The following is a 25,005-nucleotide window of genomic DNA, read 5'->3' on the forward strand; positions in this document are numbered from 1 at the left end:
ACGGCGCTATGTGGATTGGCATAATTAGCCTGTTTCCTGAAATGTTCCGCGCAATTACCGATTACGGGGTAACTGGCCGGGCAGTAAAAAATGGCCTGCTGAGCATCCAGAGCTGGAGTCCTCGGGACTTCACGCATGACCGGCACCGTACCGTGGACGATCGTCCTTACGGCGGCGGACCGGGGATGTTAATGATGGTGCAACCCTTGCGGGATGCTATTCATGCAGCAAAAAGCGCGGCGGGTGAAGGCGCAAAGGTGATTTATCTGTCACCTCAGGGACGCAAGCTTGATCAAGCGGGCGTTAGCGAACTGGCAACGAATCAAAAGCTGATTCTGGTGTGTGGTCGCTACGAAGGCATAGATGAGCGCGTGATCCAAACCGAAATTGACGAAGAATGGTCAATCGGCGATTACGTTCTCAGTGGTGGTGAGTTACCAGCAATGACGCTGATCGACTCCGTTTCCCGGTTCATTCCGGGGGTACTGGGTCATGAAGCTTCGGCAACGGAAGATTCTTTTGCCGATGGATTGCTGGACTGTCCACACTATACCCGACCTGAAGTGTTAGAGACGATGGAAGTACCGGCGGTGTTACTGTCGGGGAACCATGCTGAGATACGTCGCTGGCGTTTGAAGCAGTCGCTGGGCCGTACCTGGCTTAGAAGACCTGAACTTCTGGAAAACCTGGCTCTGACTGAAGAGCAAGCAAGGTTGCTGGCGGAGTTCAAAACGGAACACGCACAACAGCAACATAAACATGATGGGCATGCGTAACACGCTCCCGATATATCAGTTTACCCAGGATAAGAGATTAAATTATGAGCAACATTATTAAGCAACTTGAACAAGAGCAGATGAAGCAGGACGTACCTTCCTTCCGTCCGGGTGATACCGTGGAAGTGAAAGTATGGGTTGTTGAAGGTTCCAAAAAACGTCTGCAGGCATTTGAGGGCGTGGTTATCGCTATTCGTAACCGCGGTCTGCACTCTGCATTCACTGTTCGTAAAATTTCCAACGGCGAAGGCGTTGAGCGTGTCTTCCAGACTCACTCTCCGGTAGTTGACAGCATCTCTGTCAAACGTCGTGGTGCTGTTCGTCAAGCTAAACTGTACTACCTGCGTGAGCGTACTGGTAAGTCTGCTCGTATCAAAGAGCGTCTTAACTAAGAACGCTTTCACGCTGCATCCAAAGCGTGTTAGAAAACAAGGGGTTAGCGATATGCTAACCCCTTTTTTTGTCTTTATGTCCACGGAATGTCCACTCAGAATCGTTGTGTGTCCATCAGTGGCCACGGATAGCAGATAATAAAAAACCTGCCGAAGCAGGTTTTAGAGCCAGAGTTGATGTTGCTGATACCTGGTGGGGTGGGGTGGAGCCGGTTCGATTTCACCTGGTTTAACGATGAAGCGGGCTAGGGTCTCATGAGTTACAAAAGTGCATCCACAGTTGATGTTTTGGCATTGATGGTAACGTTCTTTTGTTTCAGAGCTTAAGTACCGGCTTGACCGTGCATGGGCTGCATCCTGGCATAACGGACAATGCATCATAATCTTTCCCCCTCTTTTGCTGACTTGTGGGGATAATAAACCCGCAACTTACATTTGCAAGTTATTGTTTGCTTTTTTAACTCTCATCTTCTTCATACTCAACATCTGTAATTTTGACTTCCAACTCTAAGCCCGTCGTGAAGCCGCTCCCGTTAAGGCTGTGCACCACACGGCTGATTATCCACGCCTGCTCGTCTATAACGCGCTTAAAGCCTTTTACTGCAACTGGTGTTTCAGGAAATAAATCAGCGCGGCCAGTGGCGAGCGTAATCGAAAACTCCGCCACCCCACGCTGTATCCTGTCCCACTTCGCCTGAGCCGCGCGCATGGCCTGCGCCTTTGTCGCGTAGATGGTCGTGAGTTCCAGAACATTGTCGGACTCACCAGCCATATACTCACCTTCCCGCGCTTCCTGCTCCTTTTTCTTTTTAGCCTTTGCCGATGTTTTGACGGCCTTCGGGTGCTGCAGCGCACGCAGGTGCTGCTCTTTGGGTTTGCGTTTGAGCTTCACCTTTTGCTTTTGCGGTTTCGGGTCTCTGGTGTGCAGCCATTTAGCCGTGACGCCGGTGTATGCCTCGCGGTCGGCAATGGCGAACTGATGCCGGTCGCCGTCACCGCGTTCGACGGTCATTTGCGGGATGGCCTTGCCACTGGCCGTCATCGCGCTACCGGCTTTCAGGAATAACAATTTCCCGGCTTTGACCGAAACCGTTGCCCCGTTCCGCTCCGCCAGTCGGGACAAAAATGCCGCGTCGGATTCCTGAGACTGGTCAATATGTGGCACAGCAACAGATTTCAGGGGATCAGCCACGCTGGCCGTCAGTTTGTTACGCTGCGCGACAGCCTCAACAATCACCCCGAGCCTGGTGTCGTGCCATGACTGTTCCCGGCGCGAGTTCAGCGTCCCGCGAAAATCCGCGCTGCGCCCCCGGATGGTCAGCCTGTCAGGCGCACCCCGGTGCTCGATTTCGTCGACCGTGAAACTCCCTTTGTTTATCAGCGCCGAGCCCTGCCAGCCCAGCCACAGTGTCAGCGATGCCCCGCGCGGCGGCAGCTCGACCAGCCCGTCAGAATCATCAAGCTCGATATCAAGCTGGTCAGCCTCGAATCCGCGATTGTCGGTCATGGTCAGCCCGATAAGCCGGTCGCTGAAATTCTGTGTGATATCTGCGCCATCGAGCGTGAGCATAAAGTCAGGGGCGATGCGCCCCCCGGCCTGAATATTCATTCCCGTTATCATCCCGTCAGCCCCCCGAGCCAGTTACCGGCAGACGTGACCAGATTGTCAGCCTGCGTTTTCAGGTCGCCGTAGATGGCCGCGAGGGATTCATCCACCCGCTTAAGCGACAGGCTAAAGTCGATTTTTTTAGCCGCGCCGTCGCTGAATAACTCAGTGTGGTTGTGAGTCACTTTATCGATGACATACATCCCGTGGATCATGCCGGTTCCGTCAATCAGCGGCCATGCGCGCCCCTCGTCGGCCATCAGTTCAATGGCCTGCAGAGACAGACGCCCGCCGGTGATTTCAGGGTAAAGCGTTCCCGACAGCGTGCGCGAGGTTTCCCCCTCCCCGAGATACTGATAAGCCGGTGGCTTTCCAATACGGTCATTTGACACCCAGCGGTAATCCTTCGAATACTGCATTGACTGATGCGGCAGGGTGCGCCGTTCAAACACAAAAAATCCCAGCACCATTAACATTTTTACCCCTCCCTCAGTCGAGTCTCATACTGGATCGCTGGCGCGCACGCTTCTCGCGGTCAAGTTTGTCGACGGCGTCACGGAGCTGGCGGTCAAGGTCACTGCCCGGCGCGACCCCGCCCTGCATGTTGATGTTATATTCGCTTTTGCTCTGGTCGATATAAGACCGGCCTGCGGGCGCTGTGACCGGCTGATACGCCTGATAGCCGCCATAACCTGCGGTCGCAGGGATATACCCGCCATTCGGGGACGCTTTATTCGCTTTCGCGGCGGTCTGGTCGAGGTCGCTGGATTCTTTTTTAATAACGCCGAGTTTTTCCAGCAGCCAGCCAACCTTGCCGCTCAGGCTGTTAAACATCTTGAGCGGCATCATCAGCGCATCAGCCAGCGCCTGACCAAAAGTAACGCCGACATTTTTGCAACTGTTGAGCGTGTCCTGCGTGGCTTTCACCGGCGCAAGCAGGTCTTTAAACCACTGGCAGACGACACCCAGCTTTTCAGCGATGGCGTCAAACACCGGCGCGAGCGGGGTAAACATGTCCCCTACCGGTGCAAAGGCGGCTTTCAGTCCCTCCACCACGCCTGAGAAGAATGCACCGAGCGGCTCCCAGTATTTACGGATCAGCAACGCACCGGCCACCACTGCACCGGCAACCGCCAGCACCGGCAGGCTGATTGCGCCAATGGCCGTGACAATCGCGCCGCCAACCGTACTGAAAACCACACCAAGCACGCCAGCCGCCGCAATGATGGCATTAATCCCCATCACCACCGGCCATGCGACAAGGCCAATCCCACCCATCACACCAATCAGCGCCAGCGCCCCCCCGACCACCACGCCGATGGTGGTCGCCAGCCCCTGATTTTTCTGGATCCAGCCGTCGAGCCTGAGCACATATTGCGTGGCCGTCTGCGTCAGCTTACGCAGTGAGCCCTCCTGCTGATCAAACAGGTCAGTGCCGACCGCCTCATAGGCTGACTGAAACTCTTTAAAGTCGCCGCCGAGGTTATCCTGCATAACCTTAACCAGTTCCTCAGTCTTGCCGTCTGAGGCTTTAAACGCGGCGGTGAGCTGGTCGAGCTTGCCGCTTGATGCGGCGGCCATCAGCACAGCGGCCGCCGAGCTGGCCTCTTCACCGAAAATGGTTTTCATGTATTCGGCTTTCTGACCCGTTCCGAGATTGTTTTTCTCAAAACTGCGCTGCATTTCCTTCAGGATGGAAAATATCGGGCGCGTATTGCCTTTGCTGTCGCTCGTTTTAATGCCGAGCTCTTTGATGGCGTCGTAGGCTTTACCGGTCGGCGCCTGCAGGCGACTCAGAACGGCACGGCTCCCTGTACCCGCCATCGAGCCGGTGATTTTAGAATCGTGCAGCGCCCCCACCATTGCGGCGGTTTCTTCAATACTTACCCCGGCATTTTTCGCCACCGGTGCGGCATAGGTCAGCGCATCGCTCATCCCGTCAAAATCAGCGGCGGTTTTGTTCATCGTCATCGAGAGAACATCACCAATATGCGCGACTTTATCGTTAGAGAGCTGAAACGCGGATTTCATGCCGGTCAGCAGCGCGGCGTTCTCTTCCATTGTGCGCTTGTTGGACAGCGCCATATTCAGTGTGACCGGCGTCGCCGCCTGAATAGCCGCCGCATCGCCGCCGCTTTTGGCAATGATAATCTGCGCACCCGCCGCATCATCGGCAGAGGCAGCGGTATTGTCACCGAGCTGGCGCGCCTGTTTACGCAGCGCCTGCATTTCGGGCGACTGTTTGTCGACACCGAGCACCGCCTGCAGCTCTGAGTTTTTCTGTGCAAATTCATAACCCGGCGTCAGCAGCTTGACCCCGGCCATGGTTCCTGTTGTCGCAATACCGACACCGGCAGCACCAGCCGCCGCCATGCTACCGGCAAGCGATTTACCGGCCTGATACCGCGCTTTCACCCGGCTTAATTTCGCCTGCTGTGCGCTGACTTTCGCCAGTGCCTCACGCTGACGATTGAGCTGTGCGGTGGTCTCACTGATGCGCGATTTGAGCCCCCGCTCATCATTTGCCAGATTACGGGTATTAATCCCGACAGCACCGAGCTCGCGTTGCTGGCGTTTAACAGACTCAGTGAGGCTGTTGTATTTCGTCTGCAGCCCATCGGCGGCACGCTTTGCCGATTCAAGCACCTGCGCCTGCGCACGTGTCGGGCGCTCGGTGTTTTTAAATTGCGTGGCAAGGGCTTGTGCTTCCTGTTTCGCCTTCTCAAGCGAGTGGCCGGTCACGGCAAGCTGTGCGCTGGCTTTGCGGAATCCGTCAATACGGGACGCCTGCGCGTTAAGTTCGCGCAGGCTTTTCTGTGAATTGCGGATATCACCGGACAGGGATTTGCTGGCGTTCTGAATCGCTTTAAGCGGACGGCTTGCCCGGTCGACGGCGTTCAGCAGCACCTCGATTCTGACGTTATTGCTCATGATGGCTTCCGCTTCGTTGCAGCGCCTTATCGCGCCATGTCAGGAGCTCGGTCACGCTCAGGGAATTCAGCTCTGATGGCGGCCAGTGGAAGATCACCGCGATATCCGCCATCAGGTCATCGACCGACAGTTTTTCCGGGAAGGTCAGCGACCCGAAGCCGGTGACAAAAAACCAACCACCTTACCGGCCAGCGAAATCAGGTCTGACGCATCCAGACGCGCGAGCTCGTGCTCGGTCAGTGCCGGATACGTCATGCGCGGCAGCACCTTAATCAGCGCATCAACGTCGGAATTTGCCAGCGACGCCAGCGACACCCCGCGCAGGGTTCCCGCATTTGGTTTGGTTAAGGTGACCTGCTCAATTTTCTGCTCACCGCGCATCAGCGGGGTGTCAAAAATAACGACATTCGGATTAACGTTTTCAGTGTCAGCAACAGCAGTTTCATTGATATTTTTCATTTTCTCTCTCGTCAGAATAAGTGACCGGCCAGTCCCGCTGACCGGTTGAGGGATTACAGGCCAATCGCCTTACGGTGCTCTGCCATACGGTCGACACCGTCGACTTTCAGCACCATGTTGATCACGTCAATCTCGATGACTTCTTTGCCGTCGATCGTGAGCTGGTAATAGGCGCACTCGGTCGCCATTTTGGTCGTACCGCTTTCGCCCTGCTTGTTTTCACCGCCGTCGTATTCTTTATGACGGCCACGCATCACCACTTCGACGGCAGAAATCGCGCCGGTGTCGTCACGCTGATAAGAGCCGGTAAAACGCAGCGGCACGCTGTCAGCACCCGGCGAGGCGTACTGCGCCCACAATTCAATGTCAGGCAGACCGCCGAGCGTCCACTCAAGCGACAGCGCATCATCATCGAGGCCGAGGTCAACCGACACCGCTCCCGGCATCCCGCCGCCGCGATATTTCTCCAGCTTGCGGGTCAGTTTTGGCAGGGTGACGGATTCAACGACGCCCATATAGCTGAGGCCATCGTTGAACATATTCAGGTATTTCAGTTTGCGGGGTAACGCCATGCTCAGAGCTCCTTAGCTGTTGACCGAGTCCGACAGATTCGCCAGATAGGTATCGGTGATGCGCTGGCGCAGGGTCAGGTTTTCCAGCGGCGGGACGGGGGTATAGTCATAATCGATATACAGTTTCCCCACTTTCAGGGTCGCGGTGTCATTCGACTCCGGGTCGTACCAGCAGAAGCCGTCAACGATATAACCGTTGGTTTTCAGCTCGCGGAATTTGGCATTGATACCCGAAACGATGTCGCGAATGAGGGTCGGGGTAATGGGTTTATCCATCGCCCACGCGTGCGCCTCCGCCATCGTGTCGGCCAGTACCTGCGCGGTGCGGGTGTAGTTCTCAAACAGGAAAAGCGGATCATCCGAGCAGGTACGGTTGCCCCAAAATTTGAAACCATCATTGCGGATAAGCGTAGTGACACCGGCCTGATTCAGCAGGTTGGCGTCGGTCGCCGGTTCCTGCAAATCCCACGACACGGAGGCGCTGACGCCTGTCACACCGTTAACGCCAACGTTTGACAGGGTTTTATGCCAGCCGACCGTCTGGTCGATTTTGGCACGCAGACCGAGTGCGCGCGCCGTCGCCCAGGCTGTCGCGGTCGCGTTCGCCGTGGTGTCCCATGCCAGAAAATCAGGGAAGATGACCATCAGCTCGCGCTGGCTGAAATTCTCGCGGTAGTCGATGGCATCGGAAATGGTTTTACAACCCCACGCGCTGACATAGCCAAAGGCGCGCAGGCTCTGACAGGTGGACGCGAGTGCGGTCGCCACCTCCTGTGAATCCAGCCCCGGCACGCCGAGAATCCGTGGCTTAACGCCGGTGACAGTTTTCGCCGTCAGCAGGGCTTTCAGCCCGGTATATTTGCCGTTTTCATCGGTGGTGCCGATGATATTGGAAATGGTCTGTTTCTGCGCCGCCCCGGGGTTCTCTGGATCTTCAATACCTTCGGCCACACGCACGGCCACGATGACCGGCTTGCACTGGTCAGCGATAGCCTGCAGGGACGTCGACAGCGTGCCCTGTTTACCGGCTTTACCGATAGCGCTCTGCACGTTCGTAATGAGCACCGGCTCATTGAGGGGAAATGTTTTTTCGTCAGCATCGCTGGCCGTACAGACCATGCCGATAATGGCGGTTGAAACGGTGGAAATGGTGCGGACGCCATCGTTAATCTCGATGACCTGCACGCCGTGATGATAGTCACTCATCCGTTTAACTCCGTGGTTAAGGGGTGAGTGATATTTTCTGTTGTGTGGCGGGTGCGGGCTATCCGTCAGGGTTGGCTAGAGCCTGAGACAACAGCGGGGCAGGAAAAGGCGGGCAACTGCCCGCCGGATGTCGGTTCAGACTGGCAGTGGTGGCCACTCAATATCCGGGGCATTCTCTGGCTGGATGCGGCTCAGTAAAACACGGTATTTCCTCCATGCCGTGAGCTGCATTTTTTCATCTTCGGTTGCCATCTCCAGATCAACAGCGTCCTGTAATGTCGCAACAGCATCATTTGCCTGCTTAAGAAGCATGCTTTTGTTATTTTTCGCAGACTCAGTCAATGCATTACGTTCTGCATCAGCATCATCAACCCATGCCTTGCCATTCCATTTCTGCCACTGGTTTTCCGGCGCAAGCGGTGTTGTTCCTGCCGGATATTGACCCGGCTCGGTTATCTCCCTCTGATGACCTGTTTCGGTGTCAAAGACAACCTCACCCCGGTGGTCTTCAGTGATGTTCCAGCGTCCGTTTTCAGTGTCATAAACGGGAATAAACCCCGCTCTGGTTTCCGGTGGAATTTCGTTTGTGCAGCAGGAGGGCAGTCCGGTAAATGGTGGGATCAGGGCGTCACCTTTTCCAATAAATTCACAGGTATCTGCGCGATAGTTATAAACAGTGATTGTCCGGCTTTTCCCGGTCATTTTGAAAGTCATCAGGCAAGCCTCACGATATAGTTGAATGCGATGTTTTTGACGGTGTTTTCAGCGTTACCGGCTGCGTTAACAGTGATGTTATGTCCGTGAGCCCCTATTGCCACAGTATGGCTGTGCGCACCAATACCGACAGTATGATTGTGAGCACCAATACCTACAGTGTGCGCGTGTGCTCCCGCGCTTTGGACACGATTACCTGCAACTTTACTTACGTTGGAGGCGTGCAGCGCGCCACCCACGCCCGGGGTTTCCTTATAGGCTGAAGTATTGTTGTATGTAAAATTATGAGTATGTGCGCCGGTGTTATTGGTGCTTTTTGTCCCGTAGTCAAAGGTCGTGGTGGTTTTCGTTCCGTGGTCAAAAGCACTGGTGTTCTTTGTCCCTAAATCGGTATTCGATGCACTGGCACCGTGGGTGTGCGATTTAATGCCGTCCTGCTCCTGAGACAATATCGCCCGACCACTTGCGGGTTTACCTTTAATAATCCAGCCCCGCATATCAGGAATGACACCCGATGGGTACACCACAGCAAGCAGCGGATACGCGGCTTTATCAAAAGTTTGTCCCTGCATGACGGCATAGCCAGCAGGAACACTGTCAGACGGCCACGCAACGGGAGCGCCTACCGGAAAAACATCATCAGGCGTCCACGGTGTCCATGCGCCTGTTGAATACTGGCTGCGAGAGTAGCTCCGGGAGCTGTTATAAACCCGGTATACCTGAGTGACTCCGGCATTTTTATAAATGACCAGCGTCCCGGCGTTATTTTCAGGGTAATGTCTGGCGGCTGAGGTATTGGCGTTCGCTGGCTGAAAGTAAATACCCGGCGTTTTAAGGGTGTCTAAATCTTCCGTTACCAGCCCAATAGCCTGACCATTAAAAATATCCTGCGAGGTGACACTGGTATCAGCATTCAGGGAATGTCCGTTAATTTTGCGCGAGGAAGGAACGCGACCATTGGCATTATCATTCGCCGCTTTCACCGCTTTTGGCGTTGCGGCGAGCGTCTCAGACACGCTATCGGTGGCGCTACTGAGCTGAACAATCCCCTTCTGCGCCGTGGTCGCGTCCTGAGCCGTGTATTTACCTTTCGCAAGGTCATATGCCGCCTTAACTGCTTTCGGCGTCGCGGCAAGCGCCTCAGACGTGCTGTCGGTCGCACTGCTTAACTGCGTGAACCCTTTTTCTTTCAGCGTGGCGTCAGGATGGCGACGGGACTGCTCATGCTCTGCGAGTTTGTCGTCGACATAATCCTGCGTCGCCATCACCAGCGTGGTATCGATGGACAGCTCAACGGTGTCGATATCACTCACCATGATCACCATACGCAACGTCTGCGCACGACCAGACCCTTCCGCCAGTTCGGGCTTGTAGCTCTCCGCCATGTTACCGACCGCAATCAGCGTGCCGGTGTCATCGTAAAGCCCCATTTCACGCAGCCAGAAACCGCCGGTCTCCGGGGGGATCACCAGCTCCGCCACGACATAATTTTTATTTTTTTTGTCCAGGCTGATTTTGTTCAGGGCATGACGCCAGACCTCATTGACGAGTTTTGTCTGACTGGCGTCCGGCTCGGGCAGTTTTCCGCCGCCATCCCCGACGGCCATCGCCGCAAAATTGACTTTCTTCCCGTTCGGGAGCGTGGCCGCCGCAAGTTTCTCCGCACCGGCTCGGGTGATAACGGTTTTATATTTCACTGTCATTGTGTTCTCACTTATCCGGGGTAAACCGTGATGATGTCGCCGTCATAGGTCAGGGCTCCGGTGTAGAGATAACCCGGTATGTCCTGAATAATATTCAGGCCGATAAGATGGCGGCTGGCTGGCTTTGCATCGGCAATAAGCCTTTCCATTTCGTAATACATTTCTTCAGTGATGCCGGTCTCCAGTACGCCGATATCAAGGCGAAATGTCCCCGGCGGATCGTTGGTTTCCCACCATTCCGTCACGTTAATCAGATACCCGAGCGGCTCCACCACGCGACGCACCGCGCCTATCGTCCCTTTGTGCGCATGGATAAACCACGCGCTGCGGATCACCTCACGTTTTGTCTCTTCCGGCCAGTGCTCATCCCAGCGGTCAACCGAAAACGCCCACGCCAGCCACGGCAGCAGATTCGCCGGGCAGGTGTCGGCGTTCCATAAGCGGCGCAGCGGGACGGGGGTGTTCTCGATATCCGCGCAGGCGCGCGCCGCCGCCACCTCAAGCGGCGAGGAGCCCACCGGCAGCAGACGGGTCTCACTCATCGTTACCCCCGATATTTACGCGGTACTCGGTGCAGTGTGACGCCTGCGTATCATCGAGCACGATGTCAGCCACCGGCGCGGCCAGTTCGACACGCTGCACGCCCTCAACATGAAGTGCTGCATAGATGGCAGACTTGCGGATGTCACGGCCAAGCCGGTGCTGCGCGTTGATATAGGTCTGCAGCTTCGCTTTTGCCGCACTGAGCACCGGCTCGCTTTCGGGTCCGGGATAAAGATAAAGCGCGGCATCAATGGTGTAGTCGACAATGACCGCCGACTGCACGGTCACGCGGTCAGCAACCGGCCTCACATCCTCATCGTTGAGCGCATTACGCACCACAGCGAGCAGTTCCCCGGATGCCGCACCGTTATTCTCCCGGGACAGTACCGACACGGTCACGCAGGCAGGCTCCGGGCTGATAACAGAGATATCGGCGACCCGTCCATCAGCGCTGCGGCCATGAAACTGATACGCACCGGTCGACCCGGCCACGCTCATTCCCTCAAAAGCCTGTTGAATACGCAGGCGATAATCGGTGTCCGATTCCATCACGGCAGGTGTCGGCGGCAGCATCGAGTCATCAGCAGGCGTAATAACGAGACGCTCAACGTTGTAATTTGCGCCGAGGTTATCGAGGTCGTTTGCGGCAGCGTAAGCCAGCATCACCGCCCGTGCCGACTCATTCACATGCTGACGCCAGATAACCTCCCGATAAGCATTTTCCTGCAGCAGCTTCACAATCGGCTCAGATTCAAGCGTCAGCGTGCGCGCGACCGCGTCCTGTTGCTCTTCGGGATAGAGTGAGACAAGCGTCGCCTTTCGCTCTGTCAGGATGGTTTCATAGTCCAGCTCCTCCACAACATCAGGTGCGGCGAGCTGGCTCAGGTCAACAATAGCCATAACGTTTAACTCAGTGGAAGGGTGATAGAAAAAGGCTGGCCTGATGCGGAACGCGTGCCGGTCATATCGACGTACATCGCGCCGTCATCCTCTCCGCATTCAAAGGTGATGGTCGACAAACTGACGCGCGGTTCCCACTTCTGGATCGCGGAGTAGCATGCGGCCATAATCTGCAGGCGCAGCGCCGGGGTCTGCGGCTGGTCAATCAGTGCAGACAACAGCGAGCCATATTCGCGGCGCATGACGCGCGAGCCCACCGGCGTGACCAGAATGTCGCGCACGCTTTGCCTGATGTGCTCAACCTCAGAAATACTGAGGCCGGTGTGGCTGTTCATTCCCAGATAACGCACCGTCATTTGACCCCCTTCGTCCAGTTTCCGCCCGGCTCCACGCCACCATGATCGTGGTCATCCACCTGCACGCCGTTTGAGGTAAATTTCCCGCCGGTGTGCTCGATGTTCCCCGACATCTTCCCGCCTTTTTTCACTTCGAGCGTGCCGGTTGTCAGCTTGTTGGTACACACCACCTCGGGTGTATCGAGGGTGATGCGGGTTTCAGCCCTGACCAGTACCAGCGGCACGGTGGCAGTGATGGAATCCGACGCAGTAACGTCGGCAGTTTTGATACCGGATACGGTGAGCGCCCCGTTTTCGGGCTCGTACTCGATAACCGCCCCGTCAGGAAAGGCGACGTGAAGCGCATCAGGCGAGGCCGACGGCGCGGGATGGTCATCAGAGAAAATGCCGGGCAGCACAAACGCTGTGTCGAGCTCGCCGCCTATTGCCAGCAAAAGCACCTGTTCACCAACCGACGGCGCCCACCACACCCGCGAGCGACCGGCACGACAGGTCAGCCAGTTAAGCCATGTGGTTTGCATCCCGCCGGTTTGCACACGACAAAGCCCCTCAACGGGTTCGACGTCGGTCACAATGCCGGTGCGGATAAGGTTGCGGATCGCGCGGGCGATTTCCTGCAGAGAATTTAGATTGTTCATGGGAAAAGGATGCCGCCGGGCAGGGACTGCGGCAATCGGGCAGGGTTTTGCTATCCCCAGCACAACATGGTTAACCTTCATAGAGTAGAATATTTTGTTACGCCTGTTTGTGTATTAACTTTTTGTTGTGTCTTAAATGGAGATTGATATGACTGATGCACTAGACGATTCTAAAGTGATGGAATTTAAGATGAGGCCATTCATATCATCATGGAAGCGATTGTCACCTGAATTAGTTTCTCTAGCTAAAGATCTTCTATTTTTGATAAGGAAGCATGGAATCGAAAAGGTGGGAGAAAAGGATGCCATAAAAGAACGGAGGGATTTTGTATCTGCTGTGCATGAAGGTTGGAAAATAGCACAAAAAACAATTGCTTTTGAGGTGATTCTACGACTGGATGATATCTCATCGTTGAAAGCACAATCGAAAGAATTTCATAGACAGAAAAATAGTAAAGAAAAAATGAGATGCTTAAGGGAGTCTCGGATAAAACAATATGAAATAAAAGTATTAAGAAGATTTATTGATTCAATTGTTTGGGTTTTATTTAATAACGAACACTCAACTATAAGAAGACTTGCCTTACCTGATGGGAACGATAATTTGTCTAAAGATAATATTATTGACTCTATGATTGCGGCAGACTTGATAAATGAAGATGCAACCTCAATTGCTATCGTTTCCGACCTCACGACATTTGTACATGCTGGCGATCTAGTAGTATTCAAAATGGGGGAGGGAGTAACTCTAACGGAGGTTAAATCCGGCGATAAAAATATAGAGTTTTCTCATGCAGCACAATTTTCCGTTGAAACAAAATGTCAACACTTTGATGAGCAATATACTAAAGAATTCAATGAAAAAGATATCAAACATTACACTCGAACAAAAAAACAATGGCAAAGGCTAACGGATATCACCCAAACAATAAATAATGGTACCGGATACGATTATTATCATAAGAAACAGGTCAATATTGAAGATGAAAATTACATACCCATATTTTATAACCAAGATATAGTTAATATATGGAGTGACATTAAGTCAGGAAAGAATTGGAGTATTGAAGTTATTGATAATTGTGTTTATGTTGGCGCTTATAAAGAAACGGAAATGGGATTTTTGGGATTTAATTCATGGATGGATGGAACTAACTTTAAAGGCCGCGTCTTTAATATTTCAGATAGTATTGGCGCGAATTTTGTACAGCCTTTATTCAATTTAGATTTACCCCATGAGTTGATAGAGGACATTATCACTGGGGATTTGATCATTGTATTATGCCTGGACTGTAGGAAATTCATGCAACTAGGAAACGATAGGTATCCCGGACTACTACATTTGGCGCCTCTACCTAAAGCGTTCTCAGACCCTGACGATTATTTTATGATCGATGACAAAGCCATTTTCTCTTATAAAAATGGTGCTATGTCCTTTATTGGAACTGGTTTGGAATCACGTATAATTTTCGATCTTCAGCGTCCTGCAAATATTGTCGACTGGATTTATAAAGGAAGTGACCTTTACACCACTCCAGTTCAAAACAAGCAATCTACTAGTGCTAAAACTGTCAAGAAACAGGCTAAAAGAGCTAAAAAAAACAAGAATAAAAATGCCAAACGTAGTCGACGCTTGAATCGTAAGTAAATAACAAAATTAATAATTCATGCAGGTTAAGTGCTCAAACTCCCAAGCAGTTAACCTGCTAAATGTCTAATGACCAGCTCCTCCACGAGCTGTTTATCGTCCTGACTTAATCCGAGTAACTGGCGTTCCGGGTATTGTACGTCCTGAGCATGAGGGTTTGGCCGGTCTTTGAGTCCGAGTTGATGGATCTGCGCAATACGTTGCACTTTGCCGGTAAAATCCACCACGGCAGCATCATTGCGGCCACTGGCTTTCATATAGAGACTCGTTCGCAGCTTCTGAAACATCGCCCGTTTAATACGTCCCGATTTTGCCCTGAGCGGCTGACTCTTTCGCGACTGATACGGCGTGCCATCAGGTGCTTTTTGCTGTTTGATGCGTTGTTGTTGAGATCTGCGCAATTGCTTTGCGATTTCAGCGGCCAGCTTACGCCGACTCGGAGGTGATATTGCCGCAATCAGTCCCGCCAGCTTGTCATCAAAAGGATTAAATTCATTCATCCCACTTACTCACCAGCTCGCCATTGATATAAAGCTCAGTAGGTCGCGTGACAGGCTCAGGCAATGGCGGCTCAGGCGCATAGCTGACGTGCAGCGCGCCGTTTTCGTCCCTGACGAGGGTACGCTCGGTGAGCTGCAGGCTGATACTGATATCCACATTATCCCCATCGTTTAAATCCATCTGGAATCGATAGCCCTTTTTACGCCCCTCATCCAGCGTGCAGATATCCGGCTGGTTCTCACGCAGCCACGCCGCCACCGGCACAAAAATCAGGTCAGGGTCGCCCACAAAATCACAGACGATCACATTCAGGGTGTAAATTTTTTCGTGCGACAGAGAGGCCGCCAGACGCGCATCGATATTTCCCTCATCGGCAAAGATACGCATCATTTCGGGATTGGTTTTTAACTGCGGTACGGCGTCAGTAAGCGCCTGGCGCAGGCTTTTCATTTTCTGCATCGATTTTGTCCTGGCAGTCTTTGATAGTTTCGACCTTTATCGCGCAGGTGGTGAGCGCGTGCTCAAGCCTGCGAATATCAGCACTCAGGTCGCCGTTAGTCGTGGGCTCGCTTCCCGGCATCGGGCAAAGGCTCACCTTCGGGCAGGCGTTGTAAACAATGACCGGCGGAGGCGCAGCCGGTGCGGGTGTGCAACCTGCGCACAACATCAGGCAAATCAGCGCTATACCAGCGGCGCAAATCCTCGTTTTCATTCAGCAGTCTCGTAATGGTGTGTTCACGTCTTGCCGCCAGCTCACCGGCGGCGTTCAGCTCGTCACTGAGTCTGACCTGCGCGGCTTCATTCGTCCTGGCGATGCGCTGCGATACGGCAAACTGATTTTTCAGCATGCCAATCGTCGTCTTTTGCTCGCTGGCGACCCGGTTCGCTTTCTCGAATGATCGGGATAAATTTGCGTTGTCATGACGCAGCCACAGCACCACGGCGAGCAGCCCGGCCAGCAGAATAATCAGCACTTTCATTGCATCCCCTTCACGCAGTAAGCCCACTCCCGATCGCGTCGGTTTTCCAGCCCCCGGTTTCGGACACCATTCACATACACCCAGCGGGTGAGCTGGTCGCACGCCTGCCACCACTGATGACGCTTGATATACGAGACCAGCGTCGAGCGGCAGGCTGCGCCCGTTCCCACGTTAAAGGCAAAACTGACCAGCGTGTCATAGACGCGCGGCGGCATATCCACCGGCACACAGACCGCGAGTCGTTGCTCAGTGTTGAGCACATCCGCGACAAGGTTTTCCGCCGCGCGCTGTTCAGTGATATCCCCCTTTGGGACAACCCCGGCAGTGTGGCCGATACCTGACGTCCACACGCCCGCGCTGCACTGGTAAGGCGTCAGGCGACATCCTTCGAGGTCAGCAATCAGCGCCAGCCCCTCGGGCGAGGTGTTAAGCAGACGAAAGTCAGGCACCAGTGCCGCCAGCGCCAGCACAGCGGCCACACTGCAGCGTTTAATGATTGAGCTCACGTATCGCCCCCTTATCGAGTCCGAGCGATTTCAGATAGCGGTAGGTTTTGCGCTTAAACCAGTAGTTCGTCAGCGCGGTAAAAATGGCGCAAGCACTACCCACATACAGCGCCAGCTTTTCGGGCGACATCGCCCCGAAATAGGCCAGCCCCACGGCCAGCCAGTAAGCGATAAACGTCGTGATTTTTTCCACACTCAGTCCCATAGATTCACCGTTTCGGTTTTCGGGGCGCTGTCGGTTTCGGGCAGTTCAATGGCTGTGCCGTGCGGCAGAATAACGCCCAGCTCCGACAGCCCCGGATTCGCCTGCAGCACCGTTTCAACGACACCCTCAGTGCGCCCGTAATACCGGGCGCAAATCGCGTCGAGGGTGTCACCCTGCATCGCGTAAACCTTCATCAGATTTGGCCGACAATGCAGCGCGGCTTGTCCTGAATACGCGCCACAGACCAGCGCATATCCCGCCACAGTTCATCGATAACCGCCTCGGTGCTTTCCGCCTTGCGGTCGCCTTTCGCCGTCGCATCGATGCCGCGATAGCGTTCAAACAGGGTGGCACTGGTCATGGCGCAGACGGCGCGGAAATAGTGGAAACAGCGCACGCTTTCACCGTCGATCTCATCGGCAGGCACATCCGCCAGCGTCTGATGACCTGCGGCCATCTGGTCAACCCGCCACAGGGCAAGCTCCGCATTGGTTTCGGCCATACCGGCTTTAATCGCATCATTCAGGCGCAGCGGGGAAACGGTCTGCTCCAGACGCATCAGCTCACGCACGCGCTTCGGATCAACATCAGGAAAAAAGAAGGTATTTTTTATTACCGGCTCGCTCACGCCCGGTGGCGGTATCACCACGCCCGGCACGTCCTGCGGCTCTTTTTTTGGCTCAATAATCACTGTCGTCATGACAACCTCGGGTAATGGGTGGGCGGTGGACGCCGGTCGCAGTCAGGGCAATCAATACCCGCATTGACCGGCGTGCCGCCCGGCTCGGGGAGCGTTCTGTTAACCGGTGACTTTCTTCGGGCGTCCTCGCCCTCGTTTCACCGGTGAATCTGGTTTTTTAGCGGGTGCCTTTTTCGCAGCGGTTTTCTTTGCCGCTCTTTTGACGGCGACTGGCTTCGGGTTCAGCTCACGACCGAGGGTCTCAACGTCTTTTCGTACCCCGACGTTGGTGTCGAGCTGTAGGGCGCGTTGCAGGTGCGCCAGCGCTTCAGGAAGCCGACCAGCATCACGCAACGTCAGGCCGGTGACCTTATGCAGCCGGGCGCGCACTTCGTCAGGCATATCGGCGGCATCGGTCAGACCGATGACCTCGAGCAGATGTGCGGCGTCGACCGGCTCACCGGCGATACGGGCGCGGAGTGCCGCGAGCGCCACCTCTTCGGCCAGCATGTAAGGCGCGGTGCGGGAATGGTTTTCCGGCATCGACAGACCGAAACGCAGCGCATAGCGCGCAATCTCGATAGCGCCGGTGATATCCCCCGCATCGAGACGCCAGAGCATCACCGTCATCAGAATGTCATCCTGTGCGCCGGAGCCGCTTTCCAGTACACCAGCGACCCACGGCAAGTACAGCGGGAGTAATTCGCGTTTTTTATCCGCTTTGCGTTCTTTCGAGCGGATTTCTGATAGCGTCCGGCGGTCTGCGGCCAGCTTGACGAGCATTTGCTCGTAAGGTGAGGCATGACGCAGCGGGGCGTTATCCCGCTGCGATGCCCTGATAGCCGAGACCCGCATCGCGTGACGCTGTGCGGGGGTTGCCATCGGTTACGCCTCCACGCCGTCAGTGGTGCCAGCGTCACCGCCAGTAATTTCAGCGCTGGCCGGTGCTGCGGTAGCGGTCATCGACTGCATCGCCTTGACCATTGCCGCAGCGAAGACTTCCGCGCTGGTCGCTTCCGGTGTGGCAGTCTCGTCCTGTTCGAGGATCTCGATATTCTCAATCAGGCACCCGGCCTCGTAGTCTTCGATAACGAAATCGACTTTGACCTGTTCGTAGTTTTCCACCTGGTCGAGTTTCGGGTTTTCGACGATGTGGCGGCGGTGGCCGTCCTCGTACAAATAAATCGAAATGTTATCCAGCGTGGTGATGAAGACACTGTTGGCTGGGAAGAACGGCGCGCGCACCGCCTGAAGCTGACCGATGGTTTTCTGACTGATAATCAGCTCACCAGCGAGTTGTTCGCTGTTCGCCTGGAATTTGTTAATCATCGGGAAGTATTTGTCGGTCAGGATACGGCGACCACAGATAACAACCATTTCCGGGTTTTCGCGGTGAATCTCAGCGACCAGCGATTCAAATGCATCCATGACCAGCGCGTCGAGGTTGGCGTAATGACCACCTTTACCCACCTTGATGGTGTTTGAGATAACGGTGCCGTCTTTAGCGGTGATGCTGGACATAACGCGCTCAGGCGCATCGTTGCGGTATTTCTGCAACCAGCCGACAGCCACGTCCTGAAGCAGCGGATTCTGAGCACGGTCAGAGGTCGCCGCCCGGCTCACGCCGTTAAAGCCGATAGTGATGTAATCCAGCGCCTGACGCTTGATGATGGCGTTACGGATTCGGATCTGGAAATCCTGAAAACGCGCCCACAGGTCGAGTTTGTTGTACTTCAGGTGATAGTCGAAGTTCACCGGGTGGCAGAAATAGCGATACGCATCGAGCTTCGCGAAATCAGCGGTTTTACGCTCGACCCCGCCGTCGGTGTCAGCGGTGCTGGCAATGGAGCCGGTCACATCGATGCCGACTTTCTCTTCGGTCAGCTCGGAAACGGTCACCATGTTGATGAGCTTCAGGAAGCTGGACGACTGCTGAATTTTGTCAAACAGGGTCTGAGTGACCGACGGCTCGACGGTAAATTTTTTGTCGAGGTCGCTGGCCTCGATGCCGTTCAGCTCGGCGATACGGCTCAGATATTTATTGAATTGAAAACGGGTCTCTTTACGCATGAGTTTTGTATTCCTTCGGGTTTATCAGGGGTTAGCAGTCGGTCAGCGTGGAGCCCGCCGAATCACCGTCGCCACCGGTGCTTAACTTGCGGCGCGGTTGCGTTTTGTCTTCGGTGTTTTCCAGCGTGTTTTTGATGGTGCTGAATTGCTGCGTGGTGGTTGCGGCCTGCTCGGTCAGCGCTTTTTTGACGGCAGCGACATCGCTTTCAAGCTGGCTGAAACGCACCTCAGCGCTTTCGCCGCCGGTCTGCACCTGCTCGGCGATGGCGGTCACGGCTTCGTGCACGTCACCGAATCGCGCATCGTCGTCAGCCTGTTTACGGCTGAAGATGCTTTTCACGGTGTCGCTCAGCCTGGTGATGATGGTTTCGGGCTGGTCTTCGAATACCAGCTCGGCAAAGGTCGCCACAGAGAACAGGTCACCCGGCTGGTCTTTCTTCCCGGCCAGTGGGTTTTGCTGTGCGCGGGAGCAGAATTGCAGGTATTCAGTACCGAGACTCGCCGGATCATCGGTCACCGCCAGCCCGATAAGGTGACATTTGCCGGTTTTGGCAAAGTTCGGGCGAATCTCCATCGAGGTGTAAACCTTCTGGCCTTTCGCCAGCATCGCGAGCAGGTTGTCGAGCGGGGCGATTTTGCCGAAGAGCGCCAGCTTGCCGTTGAGCGCCGAATCGTCGTCGATCACTTCCGCTTTCACTTCCACCACGTCGCCGTAGCGGCAAAACGGACTGTCGGGGTAAATCCCGCGAATATGCTCGAGGTTGATACGACAGCCATAGACGCGCGGGTCAAAGCCGTCGGCCATGTCCTGAATATCAGTCGCATTGATTTCGCGACCGTCGCAGGTGTCACCCTCGACACCGATGCGAAACCATTTAGAAATTTTTTTAGCCATGAGTCAGGTGTCCTGAGTTGGGTTATCGGGTCGGATGTAGTTTCCCGACTCAGCCCTTCACCAGCCACCGGTTACAGAAGTGCAACCCCTGACACAACAGGGGGTTAGCGATTCATCCCCCCTGAATCTTTAGCCTTGCCGTGTACTCATCACGGCGAGGTTTTATGACCACTACAACCGACACATCACTACTCAGCGATCCGCGACGACAAGCCGCGCTTTTGTTCTGGCAGGGCTTTTCCGTGCCACAAATCGCAGAGCAATTGCAGGTTAAGCGCCCCACGGTGCAGAGCTGGAAACAGCGTGATAAATGGGAAGAAACCGCCCCGCTAAACCGGGTCGAATTCACGCTCGAGGCGCGACTGATTCAGCTTTACGCAAAGCCCGACCTGACGGCTCACGACTTTAAGGTCGCGGATTTTCTGGCGCGCCAGATGGAGCGCCTTGCGCGGGTCAATCGCTACGGCCAGACCGGCAACGAAGCGGATTTAAACCCGAACGTCGCCAACCGCAACAAAGGGGAAAAGAAGAAACCGAAAAAGAACTTTTTCAGCGAAGAGGCTATCGAGAAACTCGAAGAGATTTTCCTCGACCAGTCTTTCGACTATCAGCTCGAGTGGTGGCGCGCGGGGCTGGCGCACCGTATCAGGCACATCCTGAAATCACGACAGATTGGCGCGACGTTCTACTTTGCACGTGAGGCGCTGTTACAGGCGCTGAAGACCGGCCACAACCAGATATTTTTATCGGCCAGTAAGACACAGGCTTACGTATTTCGAAAATACATCATCGCCTTTGCCCGGCTGGCTGGCGTCGAGCTCACCGGCGACCCGATTGTGCTCGGCAACAACGGCGCAGAGCTGATGTTTCTCGGCACCAATGCCAACACCGCACAGAGTCACAACGGCGACCTGTACGTCGACGAAATATTCTGGATCCCCAACTTTCAGAAACTGAAGCGCGTCGCCGGTGGTATGTCGTCACAGGAGCATTTACGCACGACCTATTTTTCGACCCCATCGTCGCTGGCGCACGGAGCCTACCCGTTCTGGTCGGGTGAGCAGTTCAACAAGGGGCGCTCAGACAAGAGCGAGCGCGTCGATATCGATATCAGTCACGCCGCACTCGCGAAGGGCGTCGCTTGCCCGGACGGCCAGTGGCGACAGATCGTCACCATTGAGGACGCACTCGCCAAAGGGTGCACCCTGTTTAACATCGATACGCTGAAGCGCGAGAACAGCGTCGATGAGTTCCGCAACCTGTTTATGTGCGAGTTCGTCGACGATAAAGCATCGGTCTTCCCGTTCGAAGAGCTCCAGCGTTGCATGGTCGACAGCCTCGAGAAATGGGAAGACTACCAGCCATTCGCCGACCGGCCATTCGGTCACCGCCCGGTGTGGATTGGTTACGACCCGTCATTACGTGGCGACAGCGCCGGGTGTGTCGTCATCGCGCCGCCAGTCGTCGCCGGTGGCCGGTTCCGTATTCTCGAGCGCCATCAGTGGAAAGGGATGGATTTTGCCCAGCAGGCCGAATCCATTCGCGAGCTCACGCAGAAATATACCGTCGAATACATCGGCATCGATGCGACCGGGCTCGGTCAGGGCGTCTTCCAGTTGGTGCGCTCGTTCTACCCGGCCGCGCGTGAAATCCGCTACACGCCGGAAATGAAAACCGCAATGGTGCTCAAAGCCAAAGACACCATTCGTCGCGGTTGCCTTGAGTACGACGTCAGCGCGACCGACCTCACGCAGTCGTTTATGTCTATCCGCAAAACCATGACCAGCAGCGGCCGCAGCTCGACCTATGAGGCCAGCCGCACCGAGGAAGCCAGTCACGCCGATCTCGCATGGGCAACCATGCACGTATTAATCAATGAGCCGCTGACCGCCGCGACCGGCGAACAGTCATCCAGTATTATGGAGTGGAACTAATGAGCAAGAATCGCAACAAGCGCCAGCAGCAGCCGTGCACCCAAAATCACACCGCCGCACCGGCACAGAGCATGGAGGCATTCACCTTTGGCGAGCCGACGCCGGTACTCGATCGCCGCGACATTCTCGATTATGTGGAGTGCATCGACAACGGCCAGTGGTATGAGCCGCCGGTGAGTTTCTCCGGGTTGGCGAAGAGCATGCGCGCCGCCGTTCATCACAGCTCACCGATTTACGTGAAGCGTAATATTCTGGTGTCGACCTACATCCCGCACCCGCTGTTATCCCGTCAGGACTTCACCCGTTTCGCGCTTGATTATCTGGTGTTTGGTAATGCGTTTATCGAACAGCGTCGAGGTATGACCGGTAAGCCGCTGAAGTATGAAACCTCACCGGCTAAATACACCCGTCGTGGCATCGAGGATGATGTGTACTGGTATATTCAGTCCTACACCCAGCCGCATGAGTTCGTGCCCGGTTCTGTCTTCCACCTGCTCGAGCCCGATATTAATCAGGAGCTGTACGGGATGCCGGAATACCTGAGCGCACTCAATTCAGCCTGGCTGAATGAGTCGGCTACGCTGTTTCGTCGTAAGTATTATCAGAACGGCGCCCACGCCGGGTACATCATGTATGTGACAGACGCCGCTCAGAACAGCACAGACGTTGAGGCGCTGCGAAAGGCGATGCGCGACTCGAAAGGGCTCGGCAATTTTAAAAATCTGTTTTTCTACGCGCCGCACGGTAAACCGGACGGGATTAAAATTGTGCCGCTGAGCGAAGTCGCGACGAAGGATGATTTTTTTAATATCAAGAAAGTCAGCGCCGCTGACCTGCTAGACGCGCACCGCATCCCGTTCCAGCTGATGGGCGGCAAGCCGGAGAATGTCGGCTCCGTGGGTGACGTTGAGAAGGTGGCAAAGGTCTTTGTGCGTAACGAGCTGACCCCACTACAGGCACGCTTCATGGAGCTTAACGAGTGGGCGGGTGAAGAGATTATCCGCTTCGAAAAATATTCACTCGATACTAGTGAATAACCCACAAAGCCGCCGAAAGGCGGCCTTTATTTTATATCACCGTATAACGAGCCGCGTACTCTCTAAGCCCCTCTCGGTCTAATATCTTTGTTGCTTTAATATATTTCATTGCATCCCAATCATAGTAGATGCTAAGAATTACAATCATGCTTATTATTTTTACATCAGTTAGATTTACTAGTGATTCATACATTTCTTCACGAGAGTTTTTTGAAATGGTGTTGTCATCCACTAGTTTTACAATAAGGTAAAATCTTCTTGTAAGTGAAAAATATGCACCATCATCATCTAGATCATCTAACCAAGTGCGGATTCTGGAAGTGTTTATTTTGGCATCGACGAGGATGGATAACTCATTCTCTATATGAGAAACAGCAGTGTTACCATTAAATATTTGAGATGTTCCATCTTCATTATCTCCTACATTCAATTTGAATCTCTGAAAACTAGTTTCTTGCGACTCTAGTAATTTGAAAAATCTAGATTCAAATTTCTTATAATCTTCCAATTTTTCTTGGCGTTTTATTTCATTAACTAAACAATCATTGGATTCCCTCTGTAAGCCAATGGATCTTATAAGTAAATATATTGTAAAGAAAGTTAGAATAGGGTTTACTACACCACCCACATAGTCCCCAAACTGCCCCCATACCTCAGTATTATTGGATAAGGTGCCTTTTAGCCCAAAATTTAGATAGTATCCTCCCCAAGTGAAAACAATCGTTATCAGACATACCCACTTGACTCTGCTCATACTTATTCCAAAACGTTCGCTGAATGTACTAAGTATTTAATTGTTTCGCCGCTTTTAATTACAACCTTACTAACAGACATTTTTAGGTAAGTAAAGTCTTCTCTTCTTCCTGTGTTTACATAGAGATTCAAGGACATTATTTTTCTTTGAGCTCCAGATACAGTCCCATATGGAACGAAAAACCCAAATGCAATAGTATCATTTTCGCCTTCAAGAACTAAACGCCCATTTCCTGTACGGGAGTTAAATCTCGTTACAACAGCAATGACATTAATCCTCTCACGCTCTATTTTTGTGTAGGTTAAATTTGAGAGCGTGCGAGCATCAAGATTGACGATTTTTCTTTTTTGTAAACCGGATTTATAGTTGAACTCAATATCCCATTTCTGGCGGTTATTCACTTCGTGCATTTTTCTTAATGGGTTTCGAATTCTATTTACCAGTTCATCCTCCATCTCTTCGAGCTCTTTTATATAGTGTAAGGCGTTGGCCGATAAAGGTGGGTTTTGAATGTATAATGCTTCAGATATATAAAAACTCATGATTTCTGTAAAAACGGGGTTGGTTATTTCAACTAACCGAGCATTTAACTTTGGATCATCAATAATCAATTCAAAATTCTGCCCATAAGAACTTTTAAAACTTTGATGTAATATAGCCCTAGCAGGGCTAGACTCAGTTCGCCTTTTAACAACTTTCTTACGTAAGATAGCTTCAGCTAGTAGGCAAGTTACATCTGAAGCGCCAGCCAATGTATCAAGTGCGTAGTCCATATCGACTGCGTTGTCACCACTCTTGATAACCAGATCATAATTGACAGTCATACGTGTCCTTTAGAAAATTCCGTTTAATCTCATAGTTAAAGCACACTGATACCATTTTCTAGAAAATAATCAATACTTTTATGCTGTTGCGCGCAATGCTATCCCCGCCACGCCTGCCCGCTTTATGGGTCGCTTTTAATGCAGTTGCATGACTACTCTGGATCCGCGCCAGTTCT

At 53.6% G+C, this 25,005-nt stretch carries 32 protein-coding genes; 5 read left to right on the forward strand and 27 right to left on the reverse strand.

Annotated features, from left to right (window positions below):
- Positions 1–8 precede the first annotated feature (8 nt).
- Positions 9–776, forward strand: coding sequence for a tRNA (guanosine(37)-N1)-methyltransferase TrmD (gene trmD, locus JM656_RS05420; protein ID WP_192613132.1), 768 nt, complete (start codon positions 9–11; stop codon positions 774–776).
- A gap of 44 nt (positions 777–820) precedes the next feature.
- On the forward strand, positions 821–1,168 hold the full coding sequence (rplS, locus tag JM656_RS05425) for a 50S ribosomal protein L19 (protein ID WP_203360309.1): 348 nt from the start codon (positions 821–823) through the stop codon (positions 1,166–1,168).
- A gap of 162 nt (positions 1,169–1,330) precedes the next feature.
- On the opposite strand, the gene JM656_RS05430 is transcribed toward rplS, so the two are convergent.
- The 14 genes from JM656_RS05430 to JM656_RS05495 all read right to left on the reverse strand — a co-directional run bounded on the left by JM656_RS05430 (position 1,331) and on the right by JM656_RS05495 (position 12,796).
- On the reverse strand, positions 1,331–1,549 hold the full coding sequence (locus tag JM656_RS05430; RefSeq protein WP_097408476.1) for a DNA-binding transcriptional regulator: 219 nt from the start codon (positions 1,547–1,549) through the stop codon (positions 1,331–1,333).
- A gap of 76 nt (positions 1,550–1,625) precedes the next feature.
- Positions 1,626–2,789 carry a phage late control D family protein gene (locus tag JM656_RS05435; protein WP_203360310.1) on the reverse strand — a complete coding sequence of 388 codons (1,164 nt, stop codon included), beginning with the start codon at positions 2,787–2,789 and terminating at the stop codon, positions 1,626–1,628.
- On the reverse strand, positions 2,786–3,250 hold the full coding sequence (locus JM656_RS05440; RefSeq protein WP_203360311.1) for a phage tail protein: 465 nt from the start codon (positions 3,248–3,250) through the stop codon (positions 2,786–2,788). The genes JM656_RS05435 and JM656_RS05440 overlap by 4 nt, the downstream gene beginning before the upstream one ends.
- A 13-nt stretch (positions 3,251–3,263) precedes the next feature.
- Positions 3,264–5,705, reverse strand: coding sequence for a phage tail tape measure protein (locus JM656_RS05445; protein ID WP_203360312.1), 2,442 nt, complete (start codon positions 5,703–5,705; stop codon positions 3,264–3,266).
- Positions 5,695–5,817, reverse strand: coding sequence for a GpE family phage tail protein (locus tag JM656_RS05450; protein WP_000763322.1), 123 nt, complete (start codon positions 5,815–5,817; stop codon positions 5,695–5,697). The genes JM656_RS05445 and JM656_RS05450 overlap by 11 nt, the downstream gene beginning before the upstream one ends.
- 32 nt (positions 5,818–5,849) lie before the next feature.
- Positions 5,850–6,164 carry a phage tail assembly protein gene (locus tag JM656_RS05455; RefSeq protein ID WP_203360313.1) on the reverse strand — a complete coding sequence of 105 codons (315 nt, stop codon included), beginning with the start codon at positions 6,162–6,164 and terminating at the stop codon, positions 5,850–5,852.
- A 53-nt stretch (positions 6,165–6,217) separates the two neighbouring features.
- Positions 6,218–6,736, reverse strand: a complete 519-nt coding sequence (locus JM656_RS05460) for a phage major tail tube protein (protein ID WP_001207672.1) — start codon at positions 6,734–6,736, stop codon at positions 6,218–6,220.
- 12 nt (positions 6,737–6,748) lie between these two features.
- Entirely contained in the window at positions 6,749–7,942 is a 1,194-nt protein-coding gene (locus JM656_RS05465) for a phage tail sheath protein (RefSeq protein WP_203360314.1), read from the reverse strand.
- Positions 7,943–8,077: 135 nt separating this feature from the next.
- On the reverse strand, positions 8,078–8,656 hold the full coding sequence (locus JM656_RS05470) for a tail fiber assembly protein (protein WP_203360315.1): 579 nt from the start codon (positions 8,654–8,656) through the stop codon (positions 8,078–8,080).
- Positions 8,656–10,359 (reverse strand): phage tail protein, encoded by a 1,704-nt coding sequence (locus JM656_RS05475; protein WP_203360316.1) that lies wholly within the window; start codon positions 10,357–10,359, stop codon positions 8,656–8,658. The genes JM656_RS05470 and JM656_RS05475 overlap by 1 nt, the downstream gene beginning before the upstream one ends.
- Positions 10,360–10,370: 11 nt before the next feature.
- Positions 10,371–10,901, reverse strand: coding sequence for a phage tail protein I (locus JM656_RS05480; protein WP_203360317.1), 531 nt, complete (start codon positions 10,899–10,901; stop codon positions 10,371–10,373).
- On the reverse strand, positions 10,894–11,802 hold the full coding sequence (locus JM656_RS05485) for a baseplate assembly protein (RefSeq protein WP_203360318.1): 909 nt from the start codon (positions 11,800–11,802) through the stop codon (positions 10,894–10,896). The genes JM656_RS05480 and JM656_RS05485 overlap by 8 nt, the downstream gene beginning before the upstream one ends.
- 5 nt (positions 11,803–11,807) lie before the next feature.
- Positions 11,808–12,158, reverse strand: a complete 351-nt coding sequence (locus JM656_RS05490) for a GPW/gp25 family protein (RefSeq protein ID WP_203360319.1) — start codon at positions 12,156–12,158, stop codon at positions 11,808–11,810.
- Entirely contained in the window at positions 12,155–12,796 is a 642-nt protein-coding gene (locus tag JM656_RS05495) for a phage baseplate assembly protein V (RefSeq protein ID WP_203360320.1), read from the reverse strand. The genes JM656_RS05490 and JM656_RS05495 overlap by 4 nt, the downstream gene beginning before the upstream one ends.
- 148 nt (positions 12,797–12,944) lie before the next feature.
- Between JM656_RS05495 and JM656_RS05500 the strand changes: the two genes are divergently transcribed.
- Positions 12,945–14,444, forward strand: coding sequence for a hypothetical protein (locus JM656_RS05500; RefSeq protein WP_203360321.1), 1,500 nt, complete (start codon positions 12,945–12,947; stop codon positions 14,442–14,444).
- A gap of 50 nt (positions 14,445–14,494) precedes the next feature.
- On the opposite strand, the gene JM656_RS05505 is transcribed toward JM656_RS05500, so the two are convergent.
- From JM656_RS05505 to JM656_RS05550, 11 genes are all read right to left on the reverse strand, one after another.
- Positions 14,495–14,944 (reverse strand): phage virion morphogenesis protein, encoded by a 450-nt coding sequence (locus tag JM656_RS05505; protein WP_203360322.1) that lies wholly within the window; start codon positions 14,942–14,944, stop codon positions 14,495–14,497.
- Positions 14,937–15,404 carry a phage tail protein gene (locus JM656_RS05510; RefSeq protein ID WP_203360323.1) on the reverse strand — a complete coding sequence of 156 codons (468 nt, stop codon included), beginning with the start codon at positions 15,402–15,404 and terminating at the stop codon, positions 14,937–14,939. Before JM656_RS05510 ends, JM656_RS05505 begins: the two co-directional genes overlap by 8 nt.
- A complete protein-coding gene (gene lysC, locus JM656_RS22250; protein WP_238929197.1) occupies positions 15,367–15,612 on the reverse strand; it encodes an Rz1-like lysis system protein LysC in 246 nt (81 codons plus the stop codon). The genes JM656_RS05510 and lysC overlap by 38 nt, the downstream gene beginning before the upstream one ends.
- A complete protein-coding gene (gene lysB / locus JM656_RS05515; RefSeq protein ID WP_203360324.1) occupies positions 15,500–15,925 on the reverse strand; it encodes an Rz-like lysis system protein LysB in 426 nt (141 codons plus the stop codon). The genes lysC and lysB overlap by 113 nt, the downstream gene beginning before the upstream one ends.
- Positions 15,922–16,431: a lysozyme gene (locus tag JM656_RS05520; RefSeq protein WP_097408503.1), complete on the reverse strand. Its 510-nt coding sequence runs from the start codon at positions 16,429–16,431 to the stop codon at positions 15,922–15,924. Before JM656_RS05520 ends, lysB begins: the two co-directional genes overlap by 4 nt.
- Positions 16,415–16,636 (reverse strand): HP1 family phage holin, encoded by a 222-nt coding sequence (locus JM656_RS05525; protein ID WP_203360325.1) that lies wholly within the window; start codon positions 16,634–16,636, stop codon positions 16,415–16,417. Before JM656_RS05525 ends, JM656_RS05520 begins: the two co-directional genes overlap by 17 nt.
- Positions 16,627–16,830, reverse strand: a complete 204-nt coding sequence (locus JM656_RS05530; protein WP_096971392.1) for a tail protein X — start codon at positions 16,828–16,830, stop codon at positions 16,627–16,629. The genes JM656_RS05525 and JM656_RS05530 overlap by 10 nt, the downstream gene beginning before the upstream one ends.
- Positions 16,830–17,336 (reverse strand): head completion/stabilization protein, encoded by a 507-nt coding sequence (locus JM656_RS05535; RefSeq protein WP_203360326.1) that lies wholly within the window; start codon positions 17,334–17,336, stop codon positions 16,830–16,832. The genes JM656_RS05530 and JM656_RS05535 overlap by 1 nt, the downstream gene beginning before the upstream one ends.
- Before the next feature lie 99 nt (positions 17,337–17,435).
- Positions 17,436–18,197, reverse strand: coding sequence for a terminase endonuclease subunit (locus JM656_RS05540; RefSeq protein ID WP_203360327.1), 762 nt, complete (start codon positions 18,195–18,197; stop codon positions 17,436–17,438).
- Positions 18,198–18,200: 3 nt separating this feature from the next.
- On the reverse strand, positions 18,201–19,385 hold the full coding sequence (locus JM656_RS05545; RefSeq protein WP_203360328.1) for a phage major capsid protein, P2 family: 1,185 nt from the start codon (positions 19,383–19,385) through the stop codon (positions 18,201–18,203).
- 31 nt (positions 19,386–19,416) lie between these two features.
- Positions 19,417–20,280 (reverse strand): GPO family capsid scaffolding protein, encoded by an 864-nt coding sequence (locus JM656_RS05550; RefSeq protein WP_203360329.1) that lies wholly within the window; start codon positions 20,278–20,280, stop codon positions 19,417–19,419.
- Positions 20,281–20,444: 164 nt separating this feature from the next.
- Here JM656_RS05550 and JM656_RS05555 point away from each other — a divergent pair, with 164 nt between their 5' ends.
- Positions 20,445–22,214, forward strand: a complete 1,770-nt coding sequence (locus tag JM656_RS05555; RefSeq protein WP_203360330.1) for a terminase ATPase subunit family protein — start codon at positions 20,445–20,447, stop codon at positions 22,212–22,214.
- The gene (locus tag JM656_RS05560; protein ID WP_203360331.1) at positions 22,214–23,251 is read left to right on the forward strand and encodes a phage portal protein; all 1,038 of its coding nucleotides are present in this window, start codon (positions 22,214–22,216) and stop codon (positions 23,249–23,251) included. The genes JM656_RS05555 and JM656_RS05560 overlap by 1 nt, the downstream gene beginning before the upstream one ends.
- A 31-nt stretch (positions 23,252–23,282) precedes the next feature.
- Here JM656_RS05560 and JM656_RS05565 read toward each other — a convergent pair whose 3' ends face one another.
- Together JM656_RS05565 and JM656_RS05570 are read right to left on the reverse strand one after the other, a co-directional pair.
- Positions 23,283–24,005: a hypothetical protein gene (locus JM656_RS05565; protein WP_203360332.1), complete on the reverse strand. Its 723-nt coding sequence runs from the start codon at positions 24,003–24,005 to the stop codon at positions 23,283–23,285.
- 2 nt (positions 24,006–24,007) lie between these two features.
- Positions 24,008–24,829, reverse strand: coding sequence for a hypothetical protein (locus JM656_RS05570; protein WP_203360333.1), 822 nt, complete (start codon positions 24,827–24,829; stop codon positions 24,008–24,010).
- Positions 24,830–25,005: the final 176 nt, after the last annotated feature.

Source organism: Citrobacter sp. R56, assembly GCF_016811995.1.
Classification (GTDB): Bacteria; Pseudomonadota; Gammaproteobacteria; order Enterobacterales; family Enterobacteriaceae; genus Citrobacter_D; species Citrobacter_D enshiensis.

Excerpts from the sequence above, each read along its gene's own strand:
- rplS (WP_203360309.1), top strand. The coding sequence starts at position 821 with ATGAGCAACATTATTAAGCAACTTGAACAAGAGCAGATGAAGCAGGAC.
- JM656_RS05530 (WP_096971392.1), bottom strand. The coding sequence starts at position 16,830 with ATGAAGGTTTACGCGATGCAGGGTGACACCCTCGACGCGATTTGCGCC.
- JM656_RS05490 (WP_203360319.1), bottom strand. The coding sequence starts at position 12,158 with ATGACGGTGCGTTATCTGGGAATGAACAGCCACACCGGCCTCAGTATT.
- JM656_RS05510 (WP_203360323.1), bottom strand. The coding sequence starts at position 15,404 with ATGCAGAAAATGAAAAGCCTGCGCCAGGCGCTTACTGACGCCGTACCG.
- JM656_RS05435 (WP_203360310.1), bottom strand. The coding sequence starts at position 2,789 with ATGATAACGGGAATGAATATTCAGGCCGGGGGGCGCATCGCCCCTGAC.
- JM656_RS05455 (WP_203360313.1), bottom strand. The coding sequence starts at position 6,164 with ATGAAAAATATCAATGAAACTGCTGTTGCTGACACTGAAAACGTTAAT.
- JM656_RS05540 (WP_203360327.1), bottom strand. The coding sequence starts at position 18,197 with ATGGCAACCCCCGCACAGCGTCACGCGATGCGGGTCTCGGCTATCAGG.
- JM656_RS05500 (WP_203360321.1), top strand. The coding sequence starts at position 12,945 with ATGACTGATGCACTAGACGATTCTAAAGTGATGGAATTTAAGATGAGG.
- JM656_RS05555 (WP_203360330.1), top strand. The coding sequence starts at position 20,445 with ATGACCACTACAACCGACACATCACTACTCAGCGATCCGCGACGACAA.
- JM656_RS05550 (WP_203360329.1), bottom strand. The coding sequence starts at position 20,280 with ATGGCTAAAAAAATTTCTAAATGGTTTCGCATCGGTGTCGAGGGTGAC.
- JM656_RS05565 (WP_203360332.1), bottom strand. The coding sequence starts at position 24,005 with ATGAGCAGAGTCAAGTGGGTATGTCTGATAACGATTGTTTTCACTTGG.
- JM656_RS05495 (WP_203360320.1), bottom strand. The coding sequence starts at position 12,796 with ATGAACAATCTAAATTCTCTGCAGGAAATCGCCCGCGCGATCCGCAAC.
- JM656_RS05440 (WP_203360311.1), bottom strand. The coding sequence starts at position 3,250 with ATGTTAATGGTGCTGGGATTTTTTGTGTTTGAACGGCGCACCCTGCCG.
- trmD (WP_192613132.1), top strand. The coding sequence starts at position 9 with ATGTGGATTGGCATAATTAGCCTGTTTCCTGAAATGTTCCGCGCAATT.
- JM656_RS05430 (WP_097408476.1), bottom strand. The coding sequence starts at position 1,549 with ATGATGCATTGTCCGTTATGCCAGGATGCAGCCCATGCACGGTCAAGC.
- JM656_RS05560 (WP_203360331.1), top strand. The coding sequence starts at position 22,214 with ATGAGCAAGAATCGCAACAAGCGCCAGCAGCAGCCGTGCACCCAAAAT.
- JM656_RS05465 (WP_203360314.1), bottom strand. The coding sequence starts at position 7,942 with ATGAGTGACTATCATCACGGCGTGCAGGTCATCGAGATTAACGATGGC.
- JM656_RS05475 (WP_203360316.1), bottom strand. The coding sequence starts at position 10,359 with ATGACAGTGAAATATAAAACCGTTATCACCCGAGCCGGTGCGGAGAAA.
- lysC (WP_238929197.1), bottom strand. The coding sequence starts at position 15,612 with ATGTTGTGCGCAGGTTGCACACCCGCACCGGCTGCGCCTCCGCCGGTC.
- JM656_RS05460 (WP_001207672.1), bottom strand. The coding sequence starts at position 6,736 with ATGGCGTTACCCCGCAAACTGAAATACCTGAATATGTTCAACGATGGC.
- lysB (WP_203360324.1), bottom strand. The coding sequence starts at position 15,925 with ATGAAAGTGCTGATTATTCTGCTGGCCGGGCTGCTCGCCGTGGTGCTG.
- JM656_RS05545 (WP_203360328.1), bottom strand. The coding sequence starts at position 19,385 with ATGCGTAAAGAGACCCGTTTTCAATTCAATAAATATCTGAGCCGTATC.
- JM656_RS05570 (WP_203360333.1), bottom strand. The coding sequence starts at position 24,829 with ATGACTGTCAATTATGATCTGGTTATCAAGAGTGGTGACAACGCAGTC.
- JM656_RS05525 (WP_203360325.1), bottom strand. The coding sequence starts at position 16,636 with ATGGGACTGAGTGTGGAAAAAATCACGACGTTTATCGCTTACTGGCTG.
- JM656_RS05535 (WP_203360326.1), bottom strand. The coding sequence starts at position 17,336 with ATGACGACAGTGATTATTGAGCCAAAAAAAGAGCCGCAGGACGTGCCG.
- JM656_RS05450 (WP_000763322.1), bottom strand. The coding sequence starts at position 5,817 with ATGGCGGATATCGCGGTGATCTTCCACTGGCCGCCATCAGAGCTGAAT.
- JM656_RS05445 (WP_203360312.1), bottom strand. The coding sequence starts at position 5,705 with ATGAGCAATAACGTCAGAATCGAGGTGCTGCTGAACGCCGTCGACCGG.
- JM656_RS05485 (WP_203360318.1), bottom strand. The coding sequence starts at position 11,802 with ATGGCTATTGTTGACCTGAGCCAGCTCGCCGCACCTGATGTTGTGGAG.
- JM656_RS05470 (WP_203360315.1), bottom strand. The coding sequence starts at position 8,656 with ATGACTTTCAAAATGACCGGGAAAAGCCGGACAATCACTGTTTATAAC.
- JM656_RS05480 (WP_203360317.1), bottom strand. The coding sequence starts at position 10,901 with ATGAGTGAGACCCGTCTGCTGCCGGTGGGCTCCTCGCCGCTTGAGGTG.
- JM656_RS05505 (WP_203360322.1), bottom strand. The coding sequence starts at position 14,944 with ATGAATGAATTTAATCCTTTTGATGACAAGCTGGCGGGACTGATTGCG.